The sequence below is a fragment of the Clostridium thermosuccinogenes genome (assembly GCF_002896855.1).
Classification (GTDB): Bacteria; Bacillota; Clostridia; order Acetivibrionales; family DSM-5807; genus Pseudoclostridium; species Pseudoclostridium thermosuccinogenes.
In genome coordinates this window covers 4,187,444-4,213,060 of record NZ_CP021850.1, presented here as the reverse complement: position 1 = coordinate 4,213,060, position 25,617 = coordinate 4,187,444, and the positions used below count along the sequence as shown (strand labels likewise).

23 protein-coding genes are annotated in these 25,617 nt (G+C 40.7%); 14 read left to right on the top strand and 9 right to left on the bottom strand.

What is annotated here, in order from left to right; translation table 11 throughout:
- Window positions 1-11 precede the first annotated feature (11 nt).
- The 4 genes from CDO33_RS18450 to CDO33_RS18435 are packed head-to-tail and all read right to left on the bottom strand — an operon-like array spanning window position 12 to window position 2,668.
- On the bottom strand, window positions 12-677 hold the full coding sequence (locus tag CDO33_RS18450; RefSeq protein ID WP_103081511.1) for a hypothetical protein: 666 nt from the start codon (window positions 675-677) through the stop codon (window positions 12-14).
- The gene (locus tag CDO33_RS18445) at window positions 674-1,414 is read right to left on the bottom strand and encodes a hypothetical protein (RefSeq protein WP_103081510.1); all 741 of its coding nucleotides are present in this window, start codon (window positions 1,412-1,414) and stop codon (window positions 674-676) included. Before CDO33_RS18445 ends, CDO33_RS18450 begins: the two co-directional genes overlap by 4 nt.
- On the bottom strand, window positions 1,404-2,294 hold the full coding sequence (locus CDO33_RS18440) for an ATP-binding cassette domain-containing protein (RefSeq protein WP_103081509.1): 891 nt from the start codon (window positions 2,292-2,294) through the stop codon (window positions 1,404-1,406). Before CDO33_RS18440 ends, CDO33_RS18445 begins: the two co-directional genes overlap by 11 nt.
- Window positions 2,291-2,668, bottom strand: coding sequence for a GntR family transcriptional regulator (locus CDO33_RS18435; protein WP_103081508.1), 378 nt, complete (start codon window positions 2,666-2,668; stop codon window positions 2,291-2,293). Before CDO33_RS18435 ends, CDO33_RS18440 begins: the two co-directional genes overlap by 4 nt.
- Window positions 2,669-2,954: 286 nt before the next feature.
- Here CDO33_RS18435 and CDO33_RS18430 point away from each other — a divergent pair, with 286 nt between their 5' ends.
- The 4 genes from CDO33_RS18430 to CDO33_RS18415 all read left to right on the top strand — a co-directional run bounded on the left by CDO33_RS18430 (window position 2,955) and on the right by CDO33_RS18415 (window position 7,239).
- Window positions 2,955-4,187 (top strand): ribonuclease H-like domain-containing protein, encoded by a 1,233-nt coding sequence (locus CDO33_RS18430; protein WP_103081507.1) that lies wholly within the window; start codon window positions 2,955-2,957, stop codon window positions 4,185-4,187.
- Window positions 4,180-4,701, top strand: coding sequence for an acyl-CoA thioesterase (locus CDO33_RS18425; protein ID WP_103081506.1), 522 nt, complete (start codon window positions 4,180-4,182; stop codon window positions 4,699-4,701). Before CDO33_RS18430 ends, CDO33_RS18425 begins: the two co-directional genes overlap by 8 nt.
- Window positions 4,702-4,900: 199 nt before the next feature.
- Window positions 4,901-6,469, top strand: a complete 1,569-nt coding sequence (gene spoVB, locus CDO33_RS18420) for a stage V sporulation protein B (protein WP_103081505.1) — start codon at window positions 4,901-4,903, stop codon at window positions 6,467-6,469.
- Between the two features lie 329 nt (window positions 6,470-6,798).
- On the top strand, window positions 6,799-7,239 hold the full coding sequence (locus CDO33_RS18415; RefSeq protein WP_103081504.1) for an Hsp20/alpha crystallin family protein: 441 nt from the start codon (window positions 6,799-6,801) through the stop codon (window positions 7,237-7,239).
- Window positions 7,240-7,332: 93 nt separating this feature from the next.
- Here CDO33_RS18415 and CDO33_RS18410 read toward each other — a convergent pair whose 3' ends face one another.
- From CDO33_RS18410 to CDO33_RS18395, 4 genes are all read right to left on the bottom strand, one after another.
- A complete protein-coding gene (locus CDO33_RS18410) occupies window positions 7,333-8,985 on the bottom strand; it encodes a recombinase family protein (protein ID WP_103081503.1) in 1,653 nt (550 codons plus the stop codon).
- A 57-nt stretch (window positions 8,986-9,042) separates the two neighbouring features.
- Window positions 9,043-9,246: a transposon-encoded TnpW family protein gene (locus CDO33_RS18405; protein WP_078025075.1), complete on the bottom strand. Its 204-nt coding sequence runs from the start codon at window positions 9,244-9,246 to the stop codon at window positions 9,043-9,045.
- Between the two features lie 74 nt (window positions 9,247-9,320).
- Window positions 9,321-10,220, bottom strand: a complete 900-nt coding sequence (locus CDO33_RS18400; protein ID WP_103081502.1) for a phage major capsid protein — start codon at window positions 10,218-10,220, stop codon at window positions 9,321-9,323.
- Between the two features lie 273 nt (window positions 10,221-10,493).
- Window positions 10,494-12,788: a phage/plasmid primase, P4 family gene (locus tag CDO33_RS18395; protein WP_192875009.1), complete on the bottom strand. Its 2,295-nt coding sequence runs from the start codon at window positions 12,786-12,788 to the stop codon at window positions 10,494-10,496.
- A 641-nt stretch (window positions 12,789-13,429) separates the two neighbouring features.
- Here CDO33_RS18395 and CDO33_RS18390 point away from each other — a divergent pair.
- From CDO33_RS18390 to CDO33_RS18370, 5 genes are all read left to right on the top strand, one after another.
- A complete protein-coding gene (locus CDO33_RS18390; RefSeq protein WP_012103576.1) occupies window positions 13,430-13,669 on the top strand; it encodes a helix-turn-helix domain-containing protein in 240 nt (79 codons plus the stop codon).
- Entirely contained in the window at window positions 13,662-15,611 is a 1,950-nt protein-coding gene (locus CDO33_RS18385) for a site-specific DNA-methyltransferase (protein ID WP_103081500.1), read from the top strand. Before CDO33_RS18390 ends, CDO33_RS18385 begins: the two co-directional genes overlap by 8 nt.
- Window positions 15,612-15,625: 14 nt before the next feature.
- A complete protein-coding gene (locus CDO33_RS18380) occupies window positions 15,626-18,586 on the top strand; it encodes a type III restriction-modification system endonuclease (RefSeq protein WP_103081499.1) in 2,961 nt (986 codons plus the stop codon).
- Window positions 18,587-18,621: 35 nt separating this feature from the next.
- Window positions 18,622-19,590 carry a protein NO VEIN domain-containing protein gene (locus CDO33_RS18375; RefSeq protein WP_103081498.1) on the top strand — a complete coding sequence of 323 codons (969 nt, stop codon included), beginning with the start codon at window positions 18,622-18,624 and terminating at the stop codon, window positions 19,588-19,590.
- Between the two features lie 271 nt (window positions 19,591-19,861).
- Window positions 19,862-20,074 carry a hypothetical protein gene (locus tag CDO33_RS18370; protein ID WP_103081497.1) on the top strand — a complete coding sequence of 71 codons (213 nt, stop codon included), beginning with the start codon at window positions 19,862-19,864 and terminating at the stop codon, window positions 20,072-20,074.
- 144 nt (window positions 20,075-20,218) lie between these two features.
- Here CDO33_RS18370 and pdxR read toward each other — a convergent pair whose 3' ends face one another.
- Window positions 20,219-21,721 carry a MocR-like pyridoxine biosynthesis transcription factor PdxR gene (gene pdxR, locus CDO33_RS18365; RefSeq protein ID WP_103081496.1) on the bottom strand — a complete coding sequence of 501 codons (1,503 nt, stop codon included), beginning with the start codon at window positions 21,719-21,721 and terminating at the stop codon, window positions 20,219-20,221.
- Window positions 21,722-21,943: 222 nt separating this feature from the next.
- On the opposite strand from pdxR, the gene CDO33_RS18360 reads away from it, so the two are divergent.
- From CDO33_RS18360 to CDO33_RS18340, 5 genes are all read left to right on the top strand, one after another.
- Window positions 21,944-22,645: a glycosyltransferase family 2 protein gene (locus CDO33_RS18360; RefSeq protein ID WP_103081495.1), complete on the top strand. Its 702-nt coding sequence runs from the start codon at window positions 21,944-21,946 to the stop codon at window positions 22,643-22,645.
- A gap of 3 nt (window positions 22,646-22,648) precedes the next feature.
- Window positions 22,649-23,008, top strand: coding sequence for a DUF2304 domain-containing protein (locus tag CDO33_RS18355; protein ID WP_103081494.1), 360 nt, complete (start codon window positions 22,649-22,651; stop codon window positions 23,006-23,008).
- Between the two features lie 439 nt (window positions 23,009-23,447).
- Window positions 23,448-23,981 (top strand): acyltransferase, encoded by a 534-nt coding sequence (locus CDO33_RS18350; RefSeq protein WP_103081493.1) that lies wholly within the window; start codon window positions 23,448-23,450, stop codon window positions 23,979-23,981.
- Between the two features lie 20 nt (window positions 23,982-24,001).
- The gene (locus tag CDO33_RS18345) at window positions 24,002-25,108 is read left to right on the top strand and encodes a glycosyltransferase family 4 protein (protein WP_103081492.1); all 1,107 of its coding nucleotides are present in this window, start codon (window positions 24,002-24,004) and stop codon (window positions 25,106-25,108) included.
- A gap of 14 nt (window positions 25,109-25,122) precedes the next feature.
- A complete protein-coding gene (locus tag CDO33_RS18340) occupies window positions 25,123-25,617 on the top strand; it encodes a DUF4330 domain-containing protein (protein WP_103081491.1) in 495 nt (164 codons plus the stop codon).

The following is a 25,617-nucleotide window of genomic DNA, read 5'->3' as shown; positions in this document are numbered from 1 at the left end:
CCGTAGGCAGGTCATTCGTTTGTAAGTTTATTGCCTTTCATTTCCAGGGACTTGTTATTAAAGGAACTATCACTGTTAATGGTGCAATCCTTGACCTCAATGATGTCACCCTCACTTATAAAGCCTTTTATTATATTGCTGTCTTTTAAAACTGTGCGTTCCGCTTTTGTGTAGAAGAGGGTGCAGCCGGAGGCTTTGATAAACCCGGCTGTTATCTCCAGGGGAATGTCTTTCGGAACATTTATCAGAAAGCTGTAGTCACCAGGAGCATTAGACATACTTATGCTAAGCCCGTGTACATCCCGGCTCTGGTCTTTATATTTCTCAAATTGTGAAAGAGGCATCCATGATTGGAAGCTGTAAATGGTGGAGTATGCCATAGAATATTCTGTAAGGCTGATGTTGTTTTTATCTGTGGCAATTTTGTATTTAAGGCCTTGATAATTTTGCTTTCCGTTGTCAACCGTGGGGGCCAGGGCACTTATTTGAACAAAATCCTTGTCCCACCCTTCGATTTTTACGCCGGCATCGGCAAAATCCAGAACGATATTGCTATCCTTGCTGACAGCGACTTTATCGGGCTCGGAGTTGAATGAACCCTGCGGACCTGTGGCAAGGATTGCAAGAAGGCCTATTGAAATGCCCAGTACAAAAAATATGGCGAGCTTTTTAATCATAACCTGACCTCCATTCTTCTAAGCTGTATATAGGGCAGTATATGAAGCAGAAGTATTGCAAACCATACCTTTACGCTGAACAGCATTATTGATGTCCCTTCTTCAAAGATGAAAGCGTAAATTGCATTATAAAAGCTTCCTATCGCCGGGACAGCCGACAGGTTTGCAAGAAGTATGAGTAATACCGTGGTAATTATTTTATGCCGGAAGAAATACATGCCCAGGCAGTAGGAAAAGGACGAAAACAGCATTATATAGCAGAAGGATATCCAGAACCCGACCAGGAAGTTTTCGAAGGTTATATTGTTAACCAAAATCAAATCATCAAAAGCAGCCTTAAGTATCCGGGCTGACAATACTTCCACCGGCAACAGGGCTGATACTCCCGAAACCGATATCAATGCGCAGGCCGACATCACCAGAAAGTTTCCTACTGCATAAACCTTTCTGTTAATAGGCCATACAAACTGGGTTAAAATTTCCGAATTGGATGTGCTCACGAAAAAAGATATTGATAGGGTAATTAACATTGTGAAGAAACCAATTCCCAGCATGCCGTTGGATGATAATATAATGGCTTGAGGCTGCCATTTTTTCAATGATGCTATAGCTATCGCATTTACTACCGGCAGTGCGGCCAATATCGCAAAGACTACCATGAAAACTTTTCTAAAGCCTCGGAGTATGTCGGTGGTAAAGGCAGTAAGGGATCTTTTATAATTCTCATTAAAAAGCATAGGGTTCACCATCCTCTCTCTTTCTGGTCAAATAGATGCAGACGTCTTCCACATTGATTTTACTTATGTCAACATTATTGGCAGACAGGTAAGACCGGTCGGCATCGGAAAGGTCATTTTTAATGCCTGCGATAATGCTGTTTCCAAGCTTTCGGAGGCTCAAGACTTGCTTATCCTTGATGAAGGGACCGATGATGTCGCTTCTTCCGTTCAGATATACTCCATATTCCTGCAATTCCTCAACAGACTTGTGGAGCACCAGCTTGCCATTATCTATCAGAACGATTTCCTCCAGAAGATTTTCCAGTTCGCTCAGCAGATGGCTTGATATTATTATGGTCCTCGGATGCTCCATATAATCATTCAGCAGGATGTTATAAAAATCTTTTCTTACGGCCGCATCCAGTCCGAGCGTGGGTTCATCCAGCAGGGATAAAGGTGCACGGCTGCATAAGCCGACAATTATATTAAACTGGGTTTTCATTCCTCTGGAGAGTTTGCAGTATTTCATGTGATCCTTCAGCCCGAAACGCTTCAGAAGCTTTACCGCAAAATCACTGTTCCAATCCTTGTAGTACAAGGGGCCTAGCTTCAGAATGTCGCCCAGCCTCAGAGAATCATTGTATTTTATGTCATCGTAGATATATATGAGCTTGGATATTGCATTCATATTATCGAATACTTTTTCGCCAAAAACCTTTATTTCTCCTGATGTAGGTTTGATATAGCCCGCACAGGTTTTTAAAAAGGTAGTTTTTCCTGCTCCGTTTCTGCCTATCAAACCGATGATTTTATTTTCATCCAGGGAAAAGGTAAGACTGTCCAGGGCAGTTGTTTTGGCGAATTTTTTTGTAAGAGCGCTGCATTCTACAGCCTTCATTCTTCAAGCCCTCCCTCCATGTTATCGATCATGAGCTTTATTTCTTCCTTGCTTATATTCAACTTTTTTGCTTCCCGCAGCAGTTCATTTAAAAGTTCTGTAAAAATGACTTTCTTCCGCTTTTGCTGTATGGCGTTTTTTGCGCCGGGAGAAACATGCATGCCCAACCCTCTCTTCTTATATAAAATTCCTTCTTCCACAAGCATATTCAAGCCTTTTGCCGCTGTAGCCGGGTTTATACCAAATTCCCGGGCAATCTGGTTTTGGGAATAGGCCTGTTCGTCTTCTTTAAGGATGCCATTTAGAATATCATCTTCAATTCCTTCAGCTATTTGCACATATATCGGTTTTAAACTATCAGGCTGAATCTTCACCGCATCACCACCTCAATACTTCATTACTTGTGTAATGAAGTATATAATATGTGTGTTTTGTTGTCAATAGGGTATATTAATTATTTTTTAATTGGGACAAAATAGCATAGACGCTTTTATTAAGGGTTGATAGAATATAATTGCAGCCAGATAAAATCATTCTGCAGGAGGCACCCTTTCGATTTTCATGCAGCAGACAAATCTCCAGCTACTTTAGAGACGGCGTATGCCAACTGCTTGGGTGATTGTTTTTGCTGGTTAAATGTGAATATCAACCGGAGGAAGTATGTACGGGGATTTAAAAAGCAGGCTCGAAATGTACAAGATGGGCAAGGCTGAAAAAAAGGAAAACTTAAAAAGCAAAAATTCTGAAATGGATATTCAGAATATCATGGAAGGCTCTGTTTGCACCAATGAACTGGGTTCTTACTTCATGATCGAGGAGGAATATCCTCTGTCCTATATTTATGGAAGCTACAAGCTGGAAGATGCGGCAAAGCTGAATCTGCTGCCGTTGAACGGCATATGCGGGGATGTGGATGAAAGCTTAACGATTCAGGATTTGCTTTTTATGGATACGGAAACCACAGGCCTGTCGGGAGGTGCGGGCACAGTTGCTTTTCTCATAGGGGTTGGTTTCTTTAAAGAGGATTGCTTTATACTTCGTCAGTACTTTATGAGGGACTATGATGAGGAGTGCACCCTGCTTGGAGATTTGAACAGCCTCATGTCGGGCTACAAAGGCTTTGTGACCTTCAACGGCAAGGCTTTCGACTGGAACCTGCTGCAGTCGAGGTTTGTGTTTAACCGGATTAGGTGTTCCATCAAAAACCCCATACATATGGATCTTCTTTTTCCTTCCAGAAGGATATGGAAGCTGAAGCTGGAAAACTGCAAGCTGGGCACCCTGGAGGCAAATGTCCTGGGCGAGAGCAGGAAGGACGATATCCCGGGAGCAATGATACCGCAGGTATATTTCAAATACCTTGAGGACAGGGATGCATCCGACATAAAAAAGGTTATTAAGCATAATGCGCTGGACATACTATCTCTTGTTGCATTGCTCACAAAAATAGCAGGCATGCTGGAAAAGCCTTTGTTAGAAACCGACTGTGAAAGGGAATTATTTGGAGTAGGTACCATTTTCGAAAGCGCCGGGAAATATGATCAGGTCATGGATTGTTATGAAAACTGCATGAAATCGGAAAATACGTATATAAAGGAGTCGGCTTTGCGAAAACTGGCGGACATTTACAAAAGAAACAAGGAATATGACAAGGCGGTGGAGCATTGGAACCGTATGATTTCAGAATCGGAGACCTTGAGCCTGTACCCGGTTATCGAGCTGGCCAAGTATTATGAGCATAAAAGCAAGGATATAAATAAAGCTCTGGAAATGACGGAGAGAGCTATGGAGAAGATATCCCGCATGGGTTTGATAAACAGTTATCAGTATGATGAAGTGAAGAAGAGATATGAAAGACTGAAAAGCAAAGCAAGGAGGACTAAAAATGCATGAGATTACAGGAGATAATATAAATCTGGTAAAAGAAAACATGCTCAAGGGCAAAACACCCAGGGAGTCCCAGGTGGAGATGACGGAACTGGTATTACCCAATGATACCAATCTTCTTGGCAATCTTCTGGGAGGAAAGCTGATGCACTGGATAGATATTGCAGGAGCTATGGCCGCATCGCGCCATTCCAACAGAGTGGTGGCCACAGTTGCGGTGGATAGCCTGGATTTCAGGCATCCTGCGAGGATGGGAGAGCTGGTTACCCTGAAGGCAAAACTGACATGGGTGGGCAGGACTTCCATGGAGGTTACGGTAAATGTATATGCAGAAAATGTGAAAACCGGAGCCATTATAAAGACCAACAAGGCTTATATGACCTTTGTGGCCCTTGATGATGAGGGCAAGCCCACTCCGGTGCCTCCGCTTATTCCGGAAACCGATGAAGAAAAGGAGGATTATTTAAAAGCGGAGAAAAGAAGGAATGAAAGGCTGGCGAGGAAAGCCAGAGGCTATTAAAGGATGGTGGAGCTTATTCCTCCCTTCCGGTGGTGGTGCGTCCACGCCTTTAATAGCAGCTTAGGCTGCATAAGGCTGCTTACTGGCTGCTCATTGAAGCAGAGGTAAATCGGCCATGCCGGTGCAACAGAATAAGCGGTCATAAGTGTCCATCCCCTGAAATATTAATAATAGAGACAAATATTTCAGGAGAGAGACTATGGCTAAAAAATCCTTCATAAGCGGCGCTTTAATCCTCATGGTGGCAGGATTTGTAGTGCGGATTATCGGCTTCATATACCGGATATATCTTTCAAACCTTGTAGGTGCCGAGGGAATGGGAGTATATGAGCTGATTTTCCCGGTTTATTCTCTTATTGTGCTTACTTTGACATCCGGAATATCTGTTGCGGTATCAAAAATGGTAGCTGAGGAGGCGGCAAAGAATCGCCCTGTCAACCTGAGGAAGATTACATGGGCTGCCACCATAATGGTAATGGCTGCAGGTATTGCGGTATCACTGTTTATATATTTCTTTGCAGATTTCATCGCTAATGGAATATTGAAGGATGGCAGAACTTATTCCTCGCTTCTGGTGCTGGTGCCGTCCATACCCTTTATAGCGGCAGCTTCGGCTGTGAAAGGATATTTCTATGGAGTGCAGGAGGTAACTCCGACGGCGGTTTCGCAGGTGGTGGAGCAGGCAGCAAAAATCGCTCTTGTAATGGGCCTGGCAGCATATTTCGTCGATGCAGGGCTGGAGTATGCATGTGCGTTAGCTACTGCAGGCATGGCTGCCGGTGAAATAGCAAATCTGCTTGTATTATGGCTGGTATACCATTTCAGAAAGAAAAAGATCGATAAGTATGCTTCCGGGGCGGGAACCATGAGGAAGCGGGTGATAATAAGGAGCATGCTGGCAATAGCAGTTCCTGTGTCTTTCAATAGGTTTGTGACATCCGTAATGGCCGCCACCGAACAGATTTTAATACCCAGAAGGCTTTTGGCAGGAGGGCTTGATTACCAGAGCAGCATTGAAGAATTCGGAAAGCTGTCGGGAATGGCCATGCCCCTTATCCTTTTTCCCTCACTGGTCACTACTTCCCTCGCTACCACCCTGGTTCCGGCCATTTCAGAAGCCATATCCCTTAAAGATTACAGGTCGGTCAATTACAGGATATCAAAGTCCATACAACTCACCTTTATGTTAGGTTTCATTTTTACAGCGCTTTTCTTTACCTTTCCGGACCATATAGGCAATCTTCTGTACAGAAGGGAGAATGTCGGGCCGATGCTCCGGGACCTTGCCTTTGTATGCATTTTTATTTACCTCCAGCAGACCATGCTGGGCATATTGAACGGTCTCGGAAAGCAGGGCTTGTCCCTGAGGAACTCCATCATAGGGTCGGTCATAAGGATAGGCTTTGTGTATTTTGTGGTGCCTTCCTACGGCATACAGGGGTATATCATTGGCGCCGCAGCAAGCGCGCTGGTGGTATGCATCCTGAACATGATAATTATAATAAAGACCACAGGCATGATGATGGACTTCCGCAACTGGATTATAAAACCTGGTTTTGTAGGATTATTAATGTTCCTGTCCGGAAAATACATATACCACTTTTTTGAGATGTTCCATCTGGGTTATCCCCTGACCGTGATTTCCACCGTATTTGGCTATGTGCTCGCAGCGCTGGCATTGATGTTCGCCTTTGGTGCACTGGATAAGGACGAATTAGTAAGGCTTCTGGGTAGGAGGTCCAAAAGGAGAACTTTAAAAACAAGATGATAATGGGCGAAAAATTAAGCTTTTTCATGATTATATCTGTCTACTTGCAAATATTAAACATTAAAGGTCAGAGAAGGTCAAAAACTAGTTTTGCTAATTGCATCCAAATTGTTATAATAAAGATGAAAGGTCAAAGAAAGTCAAAGTAAAACAAGCAACAACTTAATATGGTAACAACTTAGATAGGACAGAAAATCTTTTACTTCTGCAGATGATAGCTAGCTGACATAAACTTAACGGAATGTTCGGAGGGGAGGCGAGCTTCCCCTTCCGGACAACAAGAAACGGGTAAGTCAAAATTGAGTAATATTTAACAGGAGGTGCATTTTATGTTTGGTTTAACACCCTTTAATTCAAGAAGGAACGGTATGGTAAGGAGGAATGATCCCTGGGGTATCAGGGATTTCATGGACAGCTTTTTTAGTGAACCCTTTTTTCTGGAGAGTACCGGCATTAGAGCCGATATACGTGAAACCGACAAGGAATACATTGTCGACGCGGAAATCCCTGGAGTCAACAAGGAGGATATCAAACTGGAACTGAGGGATGACGTCCTGACCATATCGGTAGAACGCAACGAACAGATCAACGAGGAGAGGGAAAACTATATACGGCGTGAAAGAAGGTATGGCAGTTACAGCAGGAGCTTCTATGTGGAAAACGTAAAGAATGAAGACGTAAAAGCTAAGTATGCCAACGGAGTTCTTACAATAACGCTGCCTAAGCAGGAAGGCGGAAAGGACAACAGGAGAAGAATCGAAATTCAATAAAAAAAAACGAGCTTTAGGAGCTGTCAGATAGGGATTTATAATTCCTAAAAAATTCGGCATAGTCGTTGATTTGCGGCTATGCCGTTTTTTCGTTTATTTTGGTAAGTCGATAGCACCAATGCAGTTATAGAAAATTTGAATCCGCTGGGTTCTGCGGCCATCTACCTTTTCAGCCTTGAATACTATAATTTTGTCAATGAACTCTCGAATAATCTCTGCATCCAATTCTGTAATTTCTGTGTACTTTTTAACCAGTGCTAAAAAGCGGTCGGTATTGAGGGACTGTTCATTTGCTGTATCAATGGTATGTTTTAATTTGGTTATCCTTTCTTCCAGTGCCTTCTGCTCGGCTTCATATTCAGCCGACATCTTGTAAAAACGCTCTTCGGGAATTTTACCCATCACATTGTCTTCATATAGCTTTCGAATGATTTTGTCTATGTCAGCAATACGAGACTGTGCTTGTTCGTACTCCTTTTGACTTTGGCGGAGTTCTTTGGCAAGTTCCTTTTCTGAGCTATTCATAACTATACGGATGAATTCCTGTTCATGGTCTTTGGCAAAGGAGGTTACACGCCTTAAGTCTTCTATCAAAAGCTGTTCCACTACAACATTGCGTATCTGATGTGAACTGCACATACCCTTTTTCTTGCGGTAAGTCGCACAAACGAAGTATTCCTTATCGTGTGTCCATCCCTTGCCTCTAACCTGATACAGCTTTGCCCCACAGTCGGCACAAAACATCATGCCAGAAAGCATTCCCATTTCACCTAATCGCGATGGTCTTCGCTTGCCATCTCTGATTTTCTGCACTGTTTCCCAAGTGCCCTCATCAATAATTGCTTCATGGGTATTTTTGAAAACCAGCCATTCCTCTGGATTGTTCATTATCTTGACTTTGCTCTTATATGACTTTTTAGAAGTCTTGAAATTCACTGTGTGGCCTAGATATTCCATTTTAGCCAGAATATCTGCTACGGTACGAGCTGACCAAGCATATGGGTTTTCAGGTGGTCTTGCTGGAGTGTTAATACCCATTTTGCGAAGATGAACCGTAGGTGTATCAATGCATCGTTTTTCAAGTTGCTTTGCTATCTGCGTGGGTCCAAAGCCAGCCATGCACAGTCGGAAAATATCTCTGACCACTTCGGCGGCTTTCTCATCTATTATCCAGTGCAACTTATCTTCAGGGTCTTTAATATAACCGTAAGGTGGATTGGTACAGAGTGGCTTACCAGATTGTCCCTTGGATTTGAACACAGCACGGATTTTCTTGCTAGTATCCTTAGCGTACCATTCATTAATAATGTTAAGAAACGGTGTAAAGTCACTGTCTGCTTGGTTTGCACTATCAATACCGTTGTTAATAGCAATGAATCGTACATCTGCTTCAGGAAACATAATCTCGGTATAATATCCTACTTTAAGGTAATCCCTGCCGAAACGGGACATATCCTTGATGATAATCGTTCCGATTCTACCGGACTCTACATCAGCAATCATGCGGTTAAAGTCTGGTCTATCAAAAGTTGTACCGCTGACCCCATCATCCACATAAAATTCGATGTTGCGAAAACCGTTGTCCTCAGCATACTTTTTTAGAATTGCCTTCTGGTTTACTATGCTGTTACTGTCTCCTGCAAGCTCATCATCACGTGAAAGCCTGCAGTAAAGAGCAGTAATTTTCGCTTCTTCAAATGCTAATTTTGATTTACGTATAGTGCCAAATGTTGACTGTCTATTCATTTTTCTCCTCCATTTCCGACAGTCTTCAAGCGGTTTAGCACTATGTATATTACCGTACTACCTTGAAGAAGTCGAGTTGATTTCCGTGGGTTTATATGAACTATCTGATAACTTTGAAAGGCTTTTTGCGTTGACTGTAATCAGTCGTTTCAGCTTGGAATATGCACTTTCCTTTGCTGAATCACTTATTCGTGATTCCACCACATAGACCGTACCTCCGATATCGGATTTGGTTGTTCGGCTGTTAATTGGGTTTTCCATATCGTGACCTCCTGTCCGATGTTTTGAAGGACTGGCACTGAGCTGAATTGATGACTCAGTGCCTAATCCATTATTTAAGCTTTTATTTGTAATATTTTCAGAGCATCCGGTTGAATTAGCTTCCCATCCAATCTCTCGTAAGCAGAAAAGCCAATTTGTCCTTGCAATGCATATAACTCACTTAATTTTTTTATTGTTATTGGCTGACGCTCAATCAGCCAGTAATAAGATAAATCTCCGAATACTATGCTTTTTGCTCCTGCTGATACTGTAGGCATATATGGAGAGGTAACTACAGGCTTTCCGAAGATGGTGTTATCTGAAGAATTCCACAGATAACTACCGCTTGTATCTTTAAGGGTTCTAAGAAGCATGGCTGTATTATCGTGCATGATAAACACAGCGTTATTTCGGTATTCATCTTTTAATGAAAAATACAGAGAGATGATCTCATCAAAAGAGATGGTACTATTGTCTGCTGTAGTTACATCTGCATCTGCTGTAAGGATACCTGTTGGCTGAGCTGTGCCATTTCCATTAAGCAATGCATTTTCCTCAGCCTTGCCAAAACGCTTCGCAAAATCACCCATCAGATATTTTTCAAGATTAAAGTTCATATCGGTGACGAATGAGCGGTTTAGCTTGACAAGAGATGCCAGCTTGTATGATTTCACCAGAAACTGTGTAAATGTATCGACACTTTCGGGGATTGGATCTCCGTCTTCAACCCAATCTGCTGTACCCGTTGAGGATACCGCTTGAATTTTACCTTCTGCAGAAGATAGATTGATAACAGTAGCAAATCTGCGGAATATATTCTCCTTTGCCAATGCAGTGTTAAAGCCTTCTCGGAACTCGTCTGGTGCGACATAGGCTCCTGCATTATCAAAGCCCTCGCTTAGATTTCGATTATTTTCTTCTTTTCCTTTCATAACATTCCAAAACGCTCTATTATAAGTTGTTGATGTTGCCATAATCGTTTACCTCCTAAATTAAAATGGATTGTGGGGTATATACCCCGTTTGAAACCGCGTTTTTTTACGCGTTGCCCCACGCCCGTTGTCCAGATGAAAAGGTGTGGAGATTTGAACTCCCCTAGGGGGTAGGTATTAACACATGGAGTTGTATCCAGTGGTTTAGTGGTTTTAAGCTTTGTAGCAAGATGTAGCAGGTAAAAACTAAACTCTCTATACGAGAGCGATTTTTTATATAACCTGTTTTTCTTGCTACAAGCTGCTACACTGTGTTTAAATAAGAAAAAACTCTTCTTCTGTCAGCTTATATCCGATAAGCATTGTGGTCATTCCACCACCAGAACGTGGTCGTTTCCGTTCTACACGGGCGATAGCTGTTAAGGCTTGTTTGAAGTTTCTTGCATTCTCCGAATAACAGCCATTGGCACTGCACCAACGCTGATACCGGGCATACACTTCGGATGTCCGCACCTCACTGTTAGGGCTTTCCTCCAAGGCATCCTCGAAAAATAATGCTATTTTATCGCTGTCACGCTTATAAGCCTCTGTTGCTGTCTTAACGGAATCAGGTAAAGTCAAGCCCTCCTTCTTTAACAACTGGTAGCCTTCAATTAGCCAGTTGAGGATAGCACTCTGATTCTTCGCTTTGGCGAATTCACGTTTTAAGTTTTTATCCTGCTCGCTTTCATCAAAGTGTCGTTCAAAAGGGATAATCACCACTCTGCCACTGGAAAACAGTGTCATATCCGTTATAACGGGCAGATAATTGGTGTTGATATAAAGCTTAAACTTAGGTGAAAAGTCAAAAGAGTTTTCGTGTAGAAACCTTGCGTTGATGGTGTCACCACCCGTCATGCTTTTTACCTGTGCAGCATTTAGGACAAGTCCTCTGCTAGGTTCGGAGATATTCACAAAGCGTACTCCTGCAAGCCGGGCAATATCTTCACTTGGACTTGAACTGTTATTGTTCTTTTTCAGACTGATAGTCTCTGGCCTTGCGGTACAGCCATAACTGCCTAATACCTTAAGAATGCTCTCACATAGCGTACCTTTACCGTTTCGAGTTGTAGCACCATAGAGAACAAACAGGCATTCATACCGAGTGTCTCCGCTGATGCTGTAGCCAAAGGCTTTTTGGAGGAATTTTGCCTTTTCCTCATCTCCGCTCATAATCTCATGAATAAATCTATCCCATCGCTCTCTTTTGGCTTCTGGATCAAACTTAACACCAGATATCTTTGTGAGTCTGTCCTCGCTGTTGTGGGGTTGAAAATCCATGGATGTTAAAAACAATGTGCCATTGGAACAGTTGAGCACTTGCGGGTCTTGGTCAAATTCAGCCATTGATATGGGATATACGCTCTGCGCATCCTTAAGTACCGTTTCCCTGTATCTTCTTGACTGCCACTTTCGGCAATAGTCAATGTATGCCTTTCTTTGATGTTCATCCTGAATAGTCAAAGCATAGGTTAGCAGTTGGTTGGCCAATGATTTACACATTTCCATCACTTTGAGATTACCGACATCAGGAATCCAAATACCATTCTCATAGCAAAACCACATTTTCCTTTCGGGAACAAAGCGGGCAAAAGATTTATAATAATCAGCAAACAGCCTGCTTGCCCCAATATCCGTCCAAGGGTAGCGACCGTTACTCTCAGGCTTAAAGTCAGCAAGAGAACATTCACCAAAATCTTCTGTAGCTGATGAACGCTTACCACCTGGTTTGTATATTTCAGTAGCATTTGCGATAGCTTTTTCTATGGTTATCATTCCATAAGTACTACCGGACTGCGGTCTATTCCATTTATCTCGCATTAGGCCGCTCTGCCGGAAAAGTCTGTCCATCTGTCCAATATCCCTGCCACACCAAAATGCCAGCATACCGCAAAGTGCCAAATCAGCTTCACTGGCAGAAGCATAACCAGATGTATCTCCCTGCCATAATGCTTTGAACCTTTCTCCGTTTGCCGATTTTAAAGCCTTCTCAATAACAGACTTGTCAGACAGATAGGATTGACTTTCTGTATCCAGTAGTTGCTTCACAGGGGTAGGACGCAGCATATACTTGTCTAGTATCATCTGTAGTTCATTCGATTTCTCCGCAATATCACCATTCGCATACACATTGCCCGTTACGGTAACAAAGCGGTTTGTTGCTCCAGCCACATAGACCTCAACTCCCAGCTTTCTGTTGTTGATATAGTATTTTGTTTTGTCAAAGTTAAAGCCTGTGGACTTAAAGAAAATATGAAGCCCTTTTTCAGATGGACTGTGTTCCATATAGCAACCACTAAAAGCCTCTACAACATTTTGGTCAACAGGCTTAAGGTTACCGCTGCTATCAAAGCAATCATCTAAGTCGATAACACAAATGTCATTACCTACCAAAAATCCGATACCATCATAATCACTTATAGTAGCTATCGCCGAACTAAAATCTTTAAAGGTACTCCGCTTATCTGCTTTTGCCCTTTTTCCTGTTACTGGGTTATAGGGAACTTTGGTTTTTCTGCCACTTCGCTCTTCATATTTCCAACAGCAAAACTGTGGCATATCTTTAAGCATTTGCGGCAAGTTATCATATTTTGTTTTCAGTTACTTCACCTCCTTGCCTTTTATTAATGACCCGAAACGCTACGGTTCCAGAGGGTTTGCCTTGTATGACACAACCTCGTTATCTTTCAAGAATTACGCTCGGAATTATCGTCATGGCATATTCTGCTTGAAGTATCTCTTGCATTTCGGGGTATTCAGTTGTCAAGGAGCAGTGAGAGAAAAACTATGCTTTCATTGGGGGATTATTTTTCCTCTCACCTTATAGCCTTGGTAGAACACATTAGTTGAGGATTTTCTTAAAAATATTTTTCTTCCTCATCCATAAGCGAAGAATTCTATCGATTCGAACCCTTAAAATAAAAAACAGCCTGTCTATTTTCCAAAAAAGACGGCTGTAATGCTTATGCTTTTGCTCAAATTTGAGCGGAAGCGGTATTTAGTTTAAGAAGGCTGAATGCTGTAGTTTTGGATTTTTCAATTAGACTTTCCGACTTTTTTGTCTAAAAGCCTTGATTTGAACTCCTTTGATTAAATTCGCAAATAGAAAATTATGATTGAAACAGATGAAAAATAATGTGAGATTAAAAATTTATACTGCTTATAGCGTGTTTTTGTGATATAATTATTAATATTTGTGGGAGGTGCAAATAATGGCAATACATTATAACAAGCTATGGAAGTTACTAATTGATAAGAATATGAAAAAGAAAGATTTGCAACGCCTTTCCGGTGTTAGCTCGGCAACTATCACAAAGCTTGGCAGAAACGAAAATGTAAATACAGAAATACTTCAAAAAATATGCACAGCTTTAGAATGTGACATTTGTGATATTTTAGAGTTTGTACCTGATAAAATTGAGAAAGGCAAGGTGAATGATAACAATGATTAAGGATATTATGAATGCCAATGATAGTGCAACACCGAACAGTCGAGAAATGGCTGTATTAAAAGAAAATTTCCCCTCATGTTTTAAGGCAGATGGGTCCTTTGATATTGAACGGTTTAAGGAATTTTTAAGTGATAAGATTGCTGTCACAGGAGAGGGTTATGAACTCAAGTTTTTAGGAAAAAATTATGCCCGATTGCTGGCTTCAATTGATACTACAACAGTTGTTGTACCAGACGAGGAACATAACTCAAAACCAGAAAATATGAACAGTGAAAATATCTACATAAGTGGAGATAACCTTGATGCATTGAAGCATCTTTTGAAGTCCTATTCACGCAAAGTCAAAATGATATATATTGATCCACCATATAATACGGGAACAGATGGATTTGTCTACAATGACAATTTCAAATTTACTGTAGAAGAGCTTTCTGAAAAACTTAGTATTAGTGAGGAACAGGCACAGCGAATACTAGATTTAACAAAACGTGGTTCAGCATCTCATTCAGCATGGTTGATGTTTATGTATTCGCGTCTTTTGCTTGCCAGAGATTTACTTACAACAGATGGAGTTATATTTATATCAATAGATGATAATGAACAGAGTAATCTGAAACTGCTGTGTGATGAAGTATTTGGTGAACAAAATTTTGTTGAGCAAATTATTTGGAGAAAAAAATCGGGTGGAGGACAGCAAGATGATTACTTTGTTACTGAACATGACTATATCGTCTGTATAGCAAGAGATAAGGTTTATTTTTCATTGAATGAAAAAACTATTACTAAAAGTTCAAATTCATACAATAAAGTCGATCCAGATACAAAGAAAAAATTTAAGCAAATTAAGTTAGCTAAATGGGGTTCTGCAGCACATAAAGAAGACAGACCAACAATGTACTTTCCGATAATAGATCCAGACGGAAACGATAACTATCCTATTGCACCAGATGGTCGCCCTGGCAGATGGAGATATGGGAAAGCTTCTATTGAAAGATTAATTGCAGAGAATAAAATAATATTTGAAAAGATTAATGGCGAATGGGTTGCATATGAAAAAGAATATGAACCTACTGAGGATGATATTTCTATTTTGAAAGAAAGATCTATTTTTTATGATCTAGTAGAGAATACTTCTGGTGCGAAAGAACTAACCGAATTATTTGGAACAAAAGATGTATTCGATAATCCTAAACCAACTGACTTGTTGTTGCATTTATCATTGTTAGTATTTGGTGAAGGGGAAAGGGGAATTATTCTTGACTTTTTTTCAGGATCAGCCTCAACTGCTCATGCAGCTATTCGATTAAACGTAGAATACAATCGAAATATTCGTTTTATTTGTATTCAGATTCCTGATAAATTAGATAGTGAAAATTCATCACAAATAAAAGCCTTTAATTTTCTTATCGAAAATGATCTTCCTACTACACTTGATTACATTGGCATGGAACGCATTATCAGGGCAGCAAAAGCTATAAAGGAAGAGTTCCCAGACACAACATCAGACCTCGGCTTTAAGCACTATACATTGGTTGAGCCAGCTAGCGATACTCTAGACAAGCTTGAAAAGTTTGACCCTACTGAAAATAAATTATTTGCTGACAAAGACATTCTTAGTGATTTTGGAAAACCTACCGTCCTTGCAACGTGGCTTGTTAGAGATGGATATGGACTTACAGCAGATGCTGAGGAGTTAAATTTTGCTGGATACAATGGCTATTATATAGGAAAACATCTTTACCTAATTGACCCGGAATTGTCTAATAAGGCGATTGAAGCCATTGTAGTAAAATATGAAACTGACGGTAGCTTTAATCCTGAGAACGTGGTGTTATTTGGTTATAGTTTTACATGGACGGAAATGGAAGCTTTAAAAATTAATTTGAAACGGTTGAAGGATACAGAGAAAAACTTGCGTATCAACTTCGATATCCGTTATTGATTGGAGGGTATGTTATGGAACTTATCCTACAACGAGGATTACCACACCAACAAAAAGCTGTAGATGCAATAAGTGCTGCTTTGAATGGGGTACAGATAGCTTCTCCTGTACAATTTTATGAAAATCCAAGTATTTCTCTTTCTGACCCTAAACTAGCTGCAAATATTAGAGAAATTCAAAAAAATATACCTGCAGAATATCGAAGCAGTATGCCTATTGGTGATTGCTTGAATATTGATATTAAAATGGAAACTGGTACAGGAAAGACTTACGTTTATACTCATACTATATATGAGCTTCATAAACGTTACGGACTTAATAAGTTTGTCATCGCTGTACCTTCACTTGCGATTAAAGCAGGAACTGCGCAGTTTTTGCGTGATGAATATGTAAAGCGACATTTTTCCGATGTTTGTGGCTATGGTACAGAGATTGAAGTTGGAGTACTAGAAGCGCCAAAAAACAAGAAAAAGGGACGCTCCTATTTCCCGAGTGTTGTGAGCGACTTTGTAAAAGGTTCTTGCCAGAACACGAAGAAGATTTATGTATTATTAGTTAATATGCAACTACTTGTTGTCCGATCAAATGGTATGCTTAGCCGTGACGACTATGATTATGGAGTAGAAGGTTTTTATAGACCACTTGATGCTATTCGTGCAACAAACCCTGTTGTTATTATTGATGAGCCACACAGATTTTCTCGTGACCAGAAGGCATTTAATGTTATCGTTGATGAAATAAAACCACAGTGTATTATACGCTTTGGTGCTACCTTCCCTGAAACTACAAGTGGACGTGGAAAAAACAAAATAACCGTAAAAGACTACCAAAACCTGCTCTATGATTTAAATGCCTGTGAATCTTTTAATCAAAATTTGATAAAGGGAGTAACGAAGGAGCATTTTGAACCGGTATCCAAGCGTGAAGAAAAGGTGAAAATCACTTCCATCACAAGCAAGGATTCTGTTACCTTTCAGTATAAAAAGCGTGATGAATCGACTAAAACATTTACTCTTAAAACTGGAGATTCACTATCTATCATTAATGAAGCTTTTGAGGGAATTACGGTTCATGCTATTGGCAAATCAACAGTTGAGTTTTCTAATGGTATTCAAAAGTCAACTGGAGAGGAATTGGATGTGGATATCTATATGACCTCTTATCAAGAGCAGATGATGCGTCTTGCCCTTGAGCGTCATTTTGAAACAGAAAAAACAAACTTCTGTGGTCGCAATTTCAAGATCAAGACATTGGCATTATTTTTTATCGATGATATATCATCATATCGACCAAACGAGGAAGGTAAAACCCCTTATCTATTACAAGCTTTTGAGAGATTGCTTAAGGAACGGATAGAATCGGTGCTATCTACCCTCAGTGAGCATGATACAGAATATCGGGCATATCTGGAAGCAAGTCTTGCAGATATTTCTTCTTGCCATGCAGGCTATTTTTCACAGGACAATAGCGATTCGGATGAAGATATAGCAAAAGAAGTAGAAACCATCCTTCATGGAAAAAAACATCTTCTCTCTTTCAAGAATAAAGACGGTAGCTATAACACTTTACGTTTTCTATTTTCAAAATGGACACTTAAAGAGGGCTGGGATAACCCTAATGTATTTACGATAGCTAAACTTCGTTCTAGCGGAAGTGAAAATAGTAAACTGCAAGAGGTTGGACGAGGTTTACGTCTACCTGTAGATGAGAATGGTAATAGAATCTCCAATGAAGAATTCCAGCTGAATTATATTGTTGACTTCACAGAGGCAGACTTTGCTAATCGATTAATAGACCAAATAAACGGAGAAATTCCACAAGCTTCTTCTATTAGCGAAGAAAGATTGGAACAAGTGGCCAAGAAGCTTGGCATGACTTCTGATGAGCTTTTTGATGCACTATATGATAAACATTACATAGACAGGCGATTAAATATAAAACCCGATACAAGGGACGCTTTCTTTGCAGAATACCCGGACTTTGCTACAGGATTGTCTTCAGGTAAGGTAAAAGACCGAAATGTAGCAAAACCAAGACCTGTAAAAATCCGCAAAGCTGTTTACAGTGAAATACGCGAATTATGGGAAGCAATCAATCAACGATACCTACTTTTCTATGATGATGATCTGGATGCTGATATGGCTAAAGTTGTTTTATCTTTGCTGGAAAAACCCGGTGTTTTTACAGACGTTGTCATGACTAGCTCCAGAGATATGGTTAAGAGCGATGGCTCACAGATGATGATTGTTTCAGATACAGGCGCCCAATATATAGTATCCAAACCTATTCCCTACAATGAATTTCTTAAGAGGATCACAAATGCTACAAACATTCCAATTAAAGTATTGCATGAGGCATTGTGTGAGTATGTTAAGAGGAATGGAACTATAAATCCAGAACGTATTAATGAAAATTCTGTCAGCATGTTTATCCAACAATTTCATGACTGGAGAAGCAATAATTTGCAAGGTCGATTCCATTATGCAAAAAGCAATACGCCTGTTGGTGCAACAGCACTCACCTATTCAGACGGTTCTCCACGTGAAGATATTGCGCAGGGACGTATTGGCACAAAGATAGTTCCGGGAACTCCAAGTGAGAAGTATTTATATGATGCTTTCGCTTATGACTCACCGTTGGAACAAAAAAATATTATGTCGGACATCGAAGAAGTCATTGTATATGGAAAAATTCCACGTAGCAGCATTGCCATACCAACTATTACCGGTGGAATGTACAGTCCAGACTTCATGTATGTTGTAAGGAGGGCTTCTGGTGAGAAAGAGCTTAACATTGTAGTCGAAACAAAAGACGTAGAAAATAAATCCGACTTACGTGGTACAGAAAAAGCAAAAATTGATTGTGCTCGTGTTTTCTTTGATATGCTCTCGAAAGATGGATACACTGTTTATTTCCGTGATCAGTTAAACAACAAGCAGATGGCTCAGATTATTAAAGAAGTATTGGCAGAGTGATTTGTGTGAATTTCTAGCTGAAAGGAGGTAAATCGATGAAAGCTATGATATTCTTAAACACTGCTTGGATGGAAAGATATGAAGGTTTATTGGGAAATGATAAAGAAATACATGGCGGTGGCTCCTATGTTGAAGAATATGGTTATGGACACGAAATATTCAATTTCAAAAAAATTAGCGGTAAGGTATATGGTTATGCTCAGCCAAGCGGGTATAACAACCTTCAAAGATTAGGAGCGAGTGAAGATGATGAATTCATAGATGATGTTTTAGTCATTTTCACTGCAACCCACAAGAATGGCGGAACGTATATAGTTGGATGGTATAAGAATGCCAGGTTTTTTAAAGATTATCAAAACACTAATCTTTCAGAAAGAAAATTTAGAAATGAATATATCGGATATTATGCTGTTGCTAATGCTGACAATGCTACTTTACTGAGTATAGATGAAAGGTTCTCATTCCCGATAATACCAAGAAGAGTAAAAGGCGGAATGGGTCAATCAAATGTTTGGTATGCTGATAGCCCTGAAATGGTGGATTTTAAGAAAGAAGTTCTAAGACATATAGAAAGATATGAAAAAAAGAAAAGTATTAGGCGTCGCCTTCCTATCTTCCGCCAAACCGATGCAGAACTAAGAAAGAAAATAGAGAATATCGCTATTAGAGAAGTTACCAGAGAGTACTCAGAAAGGGGTTTTACCGTGACTTCTGTAGAAAGCGAAAACTTAGGATGGGATTTGGAAGCAGTTTATAAGAAAATTAAATTAAAAATTGAAGTAAAGGGACTAGCAGGTCAAGAGGTTTCTGTTGAGTTAACTCCAAATGAATTTTCAAAAATGAACAACAATAAGGACTCTTACAGATTATGTGTTGTTACAAAGTGCCTAGAAAATCCTGTACTTTATGTTTTTTCATATTCCTCTGAAAGGAATGAATGGATAAGCGAAGATGGTCATATACTTTCAATTGACCAGATTATATCCGCAAGGTGCTATACTTAATTCCATAAAATGTCCATATTTTGTATTACCAATAAATACAAAAAGACCAGCCGCTTCAAGCATTCATGCCTGATTGTGACTGGTCTTTTTTGCCCCGCTTGAAGCTGTTCATTTAAGTTTTTCTTCAATCCCTAAGTGAACGCTTCTTTAACAGCTCGTTTTTTTTATTACCAAACTGTAACAAAAATTTAACAATTTTTTAAGAACATGTTAATGGCATGCGCATAAAATTGGGTATATATTAAGTGTAAAGAGGAAAGGAGGGCTACAAATGGTTGCCGGGCTGAAAAATATAGGAATCTTTAAGGACATCAAGGACCTTAAAAATGCTATAAACGAAAAAAATGCATTAATAAACTCCATCAGCAAAGAGAATAAAGTAAACAGGGATGAAGTCACAAAGGCTAAGAAAGAGCTGGACTATTTGCTGTACCTGTACTACAAGTCGATTTCGGATAAACGCGGCAGCAAACTGGTATGCTAGGCGCATAACGCTGCATATCGCATTGCATGTCCAAACCGGGCATGGCAAAAGGCTGCCAGAAGCCCTATAGTGGTAATCTAATATCGATGTCTGATGTACGGTGCTAAACAGCCAAAGGCCGGCGGCTATTAGCTGACAACCTGCTTATAGTATCGGCATATTCCTGAGAGATATATTTTTTTCCTGCTGCGTCCGGATCATTCTGCAAAGGCTGTTGATTCCAGGTTCAATCTGGTCCGTATATACCGATGCGAAGCTCAATCTCAGACTGTTCATTCTTTTTGAAGAATTGCTGCTGTAAAATATGCTACCCGGCGCAAAAGCTATATCGTTGGCGGCAGACTGCTTGAAAAGGCTGTTTACAGAGAAGCCATATGGCATATTGAGCCATATATTAAGCCCACCGCCGGGCTTGGTGTAATGCACTCCGTCAGGAAGGCATTCGTCGAGCACTTTTATTGTCTTAAAATACCTCTCCTCATATATATCGAACATGAATTTAAAATGCTTGTCCCAGTAGCCTTTTCTTATATAAGTATCAAAGGCGCGCTGAATGAGCCCTGATGTTGAAATGTCAGTCGTATGCTTTGCTTCCAGGATGTTGCTGCGCATGTCCTGAGGGACTATCATAAAACCCAGGCGGAGTCCAGGCATGAAAATCTTGGAAAAACTCTTTATGAATATAACCCTGTTGTTTTTATCCCGGGCTTTTAAAGGCAGCAAGTTCTTTCCTTCAAAATCCAAATCGCTTACATAATCATCTTCAATGATATAACAGTCGTACTTTTCGGCCAGATTCAGCATCTCTTTCCTCTTGCTTTCGGAGTAGGTGTATCCTGTAGGATTGTGAAAGGATGGGATCGCATATATAAGCTTTGGTTTGAATTTTTTCAAGCTGTATTCCAGGAGTTCCATGTTTGGTCCGTCTTCATCCAGTTCTACATCGACTATCTGAGCTCCTCTTGTTCTAAATACAGCAATGGCTCCCGTATAAGTAGGGCTCTCAGTTACTACACTGTCCCCTTGCCGGAGGAAAGCTTTTGATATGATATCGATTCCCTGCTGGGCTCCGGATATGATCTGAACATTGCCGGGGGTGCAATTTATGCCGGCTTTTTGCATCATGCCTGCCACGCATTCCCTCAGCGGGTAATAACCGTGGCTGTCCTGATAAGCAAAAGCAGTTCCTTTATCCCTGTCCAACACCTCATTAAGCGCTGCTTTGAAATCTTCCACCGGGAATAGGTCCGGTGTAGGGGTGGCGCTTGCGAAGTTTATCGTTTTGCTGCTGACATTTATCTGTCCATCGGCAATCATCGGTAAATCATCCTGCAGGTACAGCTCGTCTGCTACTATGCTGCTCCCGTCTCTGTTTTTATCTTCCGGCAGAGACATCAAGTCTTCGACATAGGTGCCGCTTCCCGGACGGGTATATATGAAACCGTCCTTTTGCAGAAGCTTGAGAGCAGATACCACGGTGATCTGGTTTACGTGAAGGCTGGAAGCGAGCTGCCTGACCGATGGGAGCTTCATATCGGGAGCTAGTATATTACCTTCGATCATTTTCTTTATATTTTCATATAGCTGTATGTACAGTGGAGTTTCCGAGTCTTTGTCAATAGTTATGGAGCTAAACAATTCAAGCATGCTATCACCCTGTTCTTCTATGCGTAATTTTGCGAAAAATCATCCGGTATTATACTATAGGGTATGGGATATCCTATCTCTGTCATTATCTAGTATAACAGCATTGGTATAATTTTGCCACTTGGTGGCAAAAAGATTCTCATTTGTTCTTTTTTTGTAAGGTGTGTGGTATAATATTACACATACCGGACAAGCTTGATTTTGAGTATATGGGAGATGGAAATGAAGATCCTTGTGATTATTCCTGCTTACAACGAAGAAAAAAATCTGCCCGGACTGCTGTCGAAGCTTAAAGCAGAAGGCAAGGATTATGACATTGTGGTTGTTAATGATTGCTCTACCGACCGGACATTGGAGGTATGCAGGACTAATGGCGTTAAAACTATAGATCTGCCGGTGAACCTGGGTATTGGGGGGGCCGTTCAATCCGGTTACAAGTATGCCCGCGATAACGGCTATGATATAGCCATACAGGTTGACGGGGACGGTCAGCATGAACCGGCGTATATCGATGCGCTGGTTGACGGAATAAAAAAAGGTGCAAATTTGTGCATAGGATCCAGGTTTATTGAAAAGAAGGGTTTTCAGTCCACATATTTGCGGAGGTTGGGAATAAGGTATTTTTCCGGTTTGATACGGTTTGTAACCGGCAAGACTGTTACAGATCCTACTTCGGGATTCAGAGCATGTGACCGCGCGGCAATACAGTTGTTTGCCCGGAATTATCCCATGGATTATCCGGAGCCTGAAACCGTGGTTTACGCACTGAGAAGCCGCCTTAAGGTGATGGAGGTGCCCGTTAGAATGAATGAGCGGGTAGGGGGGATATCATCAATAAACTGGCTGAGGTCTGTTTATTATATGATAAAAGTCGGCCTGGCTGTTGTCATTGCGTCGATGTCGTCAGGAAATGGAGGAAGCTGACATATGAACAAAGGTTTGCAAATTATACTCTTTACCTTTTCCCTTGCTTTTTTCGTTTTTATTATAAGCATGATCAGAGCGAGGAAGTTTGAACTGAGGTATGCCCTTACATGGATCTTTGCCAGCGTCAGTTTTATATTGCTTTCCGTTTTCCCGGATATAATCAGGATTGTTTCCAAGATGCTGTATATAAAAGAGCCGGTAAATACATTGTTTTTATTTGGAATATTTTTTCTGATACTCATCATATTCACCCTTACAATTTCTTTTTCCTCGAGTGTGTGGAAGATAAAAACCCTCACCCAGGAAATAGCGCTGTTAAAGCTTAAGGTGGAAGAACTGGAAAATACCATTAAGAGATGATGACCAGAAGATGAAAAATGGGATATGAAATGAGATGAAAATATGGAATGAAAACAAGGGATAAAAATCAGGAAATGAAACAAGGCATGAAACAAGATATAAAGCAAGATGTAAGAGCAAGATATGAAAACCAAAGGGTGAAGCAATCAATGAACAAGGAATGAAACAAGAGATGAAAGTCAAGAAATGAAAAATTAAGAGACTAAAAATTAAGAGATTAAAAAAGATGAAATTCAGAAAATGCAATCAAAGGATGAATACCAAGAGAACGAAAAGGCTGTCCTGCTCCTGCCAGGAGGTATTGACAGCCTGGTGGCAGGATGGATGATGGCTAAAATAAGAAACTGAGGGGTTAGGAATCAAAGGATTAAAAAGAGATTAAGAAAAAATTAAAAAGAAATTAAAAAGAAATTAAAAAGAAATTAAAAAGAGGTTGTGTATGGGCAAGTTGAGGTATTATTTATGCATGGCACTGTATTATTTGTTTGCGAGACATCTTCCGGCAACGGACATGCCGTACAATCTCGGCTCAAAAAAGATAAGAGAGATCCTTTGCCGGGGTATTTTCAAAAAGACCGGAAGAAATGTTACTATAGAGCATGGAGCTTATTTTGGCTCCGGGAGGGATATAGAAATAGGTGACAATTCGGGACTGGGGCTTAACTGCCGGGTAAACGGTCCCCTAAAGATTGGGGACAATGTGATGATGGGGCCGGATGTGATGATATTCACCCAAAACCATGAATACAGCAGGCTGGATATACCGATGAATCTGCAGACCGCTCCCAAAGAACCTGTTGTGATCGAGGATGACGTCTGGATTGCAGCAAGGGCTATCATACTACCCGGAGTTACGATCCATAAAGGCGCTATTGTAGGTGCCGGGGCCATCGTGACGAAAGATGTGCCGGAGTATGCGATAGTAGGCGGAAATCCCGCCCGGGTTATAAAGTACAGGAACAGCACTAAATAAGACGGATGGAGATGAAAGCAATGTTAAAAGTTCTGTATCTTTTGAACCATGCTGGTAAAGCCGGTACGGAAAGATACGTTTACTCGCTTATTGAGAGGCTTCATAATAAAAAAATCAAGGCATATTTTGCATACAATGAGGAAGGTCCACTGGTAGACCGGCTCAGGGAGCTGGGGGTGGAAATCTACCGGATAGAAATGAGAAACCCTTACGATTTAAAAGCCGTAAGGGAAGTCAATTCCCTGTGCAGAAAGCTGGGTATCGACTTGATCCATACCCAGTATCTCAGGGAGAATTACATATCCATGCTTTCCCGCCTGTTGAACCCGAAGGTGAAGGTGATGTATACCAATCACTTCATTATGAGAAATAACCTCCCTTTGAGGATCACCAACCGGCTGATAACGCCTCTGGAGGCCAATATTATTGCTGTGTGCAACAAGGGTAAGGACATGATGATATCCAATGGGGTCAATGGCAAAAAGATACATGTCATTTTTAACGGAGTCGACCCGGATTTGTGGGGAGAACCCATCAAGTCCACCCTGCGGGAGGAATTCGGCATTGATGATGATACTTTTGTCATGCTGTGTGTGTCGAGATTTGCCCATGACAAGGGACATGGCTTCCTTGTGAATTCGATAGCAAGGCTGAAAGAGATGACCGACAGGAAGTTTATGCTTGTCCTTGCCAACGACGGTCCCTTGTTGGAACAGGTAAAAAAGCAGGTCAAGGATATGAACCTGGAGGATAAAATCATATTTACCGGTTTTAGAAGGGATGTAAAAAACCTTTTCTTCGGCAGTGATGTTTACATAAATTCTTCCGAGCATGAAGCTCTAAGCTTCGCCATCATAGAGGCTCTGGCGGCAGGACTTCCTGTTATTGCCGCAGACATGGCCGGAAATGGAGATATCATCAATTCAGAAACCAATTGCGGCCTGCTGGTAAAGTACAATGATCCTGATTCCATGGCGGAAGCTATACTTAAGATGATGAATGACAGAGAGCTTCAGGAAAGTTTGAAGAAAAATGCGTTAAAAACTGTACGGGAAAGGTTTAATCTTGATATAATGGTTGACAGAACTTATAATTTATATCTGAAAAGCTGCAATCAAAAAATATGAAAGGAAGTTGAACAATGATTATTGATAGTAAGGGAAAGCTATTCGGAAAGATCAGCATCGTCGATATTCTCATAATTATAGTGGTGCTTGCAGGTATTGGAGGTCTTGCTTATAAATTTAGCACTTCGGGAATATTGAGACTTAACAGCGGCACTGATACAATATATATCAGTTTTTACAATGAAGAGCTTATGGACTACGCTGCAAAATCAGTTAAGGAAGGTACTATCGTAATAGATCCTCAAAAGAATACAGAGTTTGGCAAGGTCAAGGAAATAAAGATAGATAAAGCCAAATCCATCACCGTTAATGATGCAGGCCAGTATGTGGAGACTTCGAAGCCTGGTTACAGCTCAATATTGATAACGGTCGAAGGAAAAGGAACTTACTCGGAAAGCGGAGTTATGTTCGGCACTGAAAAATATTACATTGGAAAGACTCTTGAGGTAAGGTTTGGCAACACTGCTATATTTTCGAAGGTCTATGATATTAAAAAGGTAGAGGAGTAG

What these genes read in the sequence shown, in the direction of transcription:
- CDO33_RS18375 (WP_103081498.1), top strand. Translation starts at nt 18,622, where the DNA reads ATGAAAGCTATGATATTCTTAAACACTGCTTGGATGGAAAGATATGAA.
- CDO33_RS18450 (WP_103081511.1), bottom strand. Translation starts at nt 677, where the DNA reads ATGATTAAAAAGCTCGCCATATTTTTTGTACTGGGCATTTCAATAGGC.
- CDO33_RS18385 (WP_103081500.1), top strand. Translation starts at nt 13,662, where the DNA reads ATGATTAAGGATATTATGAATGCCAATGATAGTGCAACACCGAACAGT.
- CDO33_RS18380 (WP_103081499.1), top strand. Translation starts at nt 15,626, where the DNA reads ATGGAACTTATCCTACAACGAGGATTACCACACCAACAAAAAGCTGTA.
- CDO33_RS18390 (WP_012103576.1), top strand. Translation starts at nt 13,430, where the DNA reads ATGGCAATACATTATAACAAGCTATGGAAGTTACTAATTGATAAGAAT.
- CDO33_RS18345 (WP_103081492.1), top strand. Translation starts at nt 24,002, where the DNA reads ATGTTAAAAGTTCTGTATCTTTTGAACCATGCTGGTAAAGCCGGTACG.
- pdxR (WP_103081496.1), bottom strand. Translation starts at nt 21,721, where the DNA reads ATGCTTGAATTGTTTAGCTCCATAACTATTGACAAAGACTCGGAAACT.
- CDO33_RS18410 (WP_103081503.1), bottom strand. Translation starts at nt 8,985, where the DNA reads ATGAATAGACAGTCAACATTTGGCACTATACGTAAATCAAAATTAGCA.
- CDO33_RS18395 (WP_192875009.1), bottom strand. Translation starts at nt 12,788, where the DNA reads ATGCTTAAAGATATGCCACAGTTTTGCTGTTGGAAATATGAAGAGCGA.
- CDO33_RS18405 (WP_078025075.1), bottom strand. Translation starts at nt 9,246, where the DNA reads ATGGAAAACCCAATTAACAGCCGAACAACCAAATCCGATATCGGAGGT.
- CDO33_RS18355 (WP_103081494.1), top strand. Translation starts at nt 22,649, where the DNA reads ATGAACAAAGGTTTGCAAATTATACTCTTTACCTTTTCCCTTGCTTTT.
- CDO33_RS18430 (WP_103081507.1), top strand. Translation starts at nt 2,955, where the DNA reads ATGTACGGGGATTTAAAAAGCAGGCTCGAAATGTACAAGATGGGCAAG.
- spoVB (WP_103081505.1), top strand. Translation starts at nt 4,901, where the DNA reads ATGGCTAAAAAATCCTTCATAAGCGGCGCTTTAATCCTCATGGTGGCA.
- CDO33_RS18415 (WP_103081504.1), top strand. Translation starts at nt 6,799, where the DNA reads ATGTTTGGTTTAACACCCTTTAATTCAAGAAGGAACGGTATGGTAAGG.
- CDO33_RS18440 (WP_103081509.1), bottom strand. Translation starts at nt 2,294, where the DNA reads ATGAAGGCTGTAGAATGCAGCGCTCTTACAAAAAAATTCGCCAAAACA.
- CDO33_RS18400 (WP_103081502.1), bottom strand. Translation starts at nt 10,220, where the DNA reads ATGGCAACATCAACAACTTATAATAGAGCGTTTTGGAATGTTATGAAA.
- CDO33_RS18340 (WP_103081491.1), top strand. Translation starts at nt 25,123, where the DNA reads ATGATTATTGATAGTAAGGGAAAGCTATTCGGAAAGATCAGCATCGTC.
- CDO33_RS18425 (WP_103081506.1), top strand. Translation starts at nt 4,180, where the DNA reads ATGCATGAGATTACAGGAGATAATATAAATCTGGTAAAAGAAAACATG.
- CDO33_RS18370 (WP_103081497.1), top strand. Translation starts at nt 19,862, where the DNA reads ATGGTTGCCGGGCTGAAAAATATAGGAATCTTTAAGGACATCAAGGAC.
- CDO33_RS18445 (WP_103081510.1), bottom strand. Translation starts at nt 1,414, where the DNA reads ATGCTTTTTAATGAGAATTATAAAAGATCCCTTACTGCCTTTACCACC.
- CDO33_RS18360 (WP_103081495.1), top strand. Translation starts at nt 21,944, where the DNA reads ATGAAGATCCTTGTGATTATTCCTGCTTACAACGAAGAAAAAAATCTG.
- CDO33_RS18350 (WP_103081493.1), top strand. Translation starts at nt 23,448, where the DNA reads ATGGGCAAGTTGAGGTATTATTTATGCATGGCACTGTATTATTTGTTT.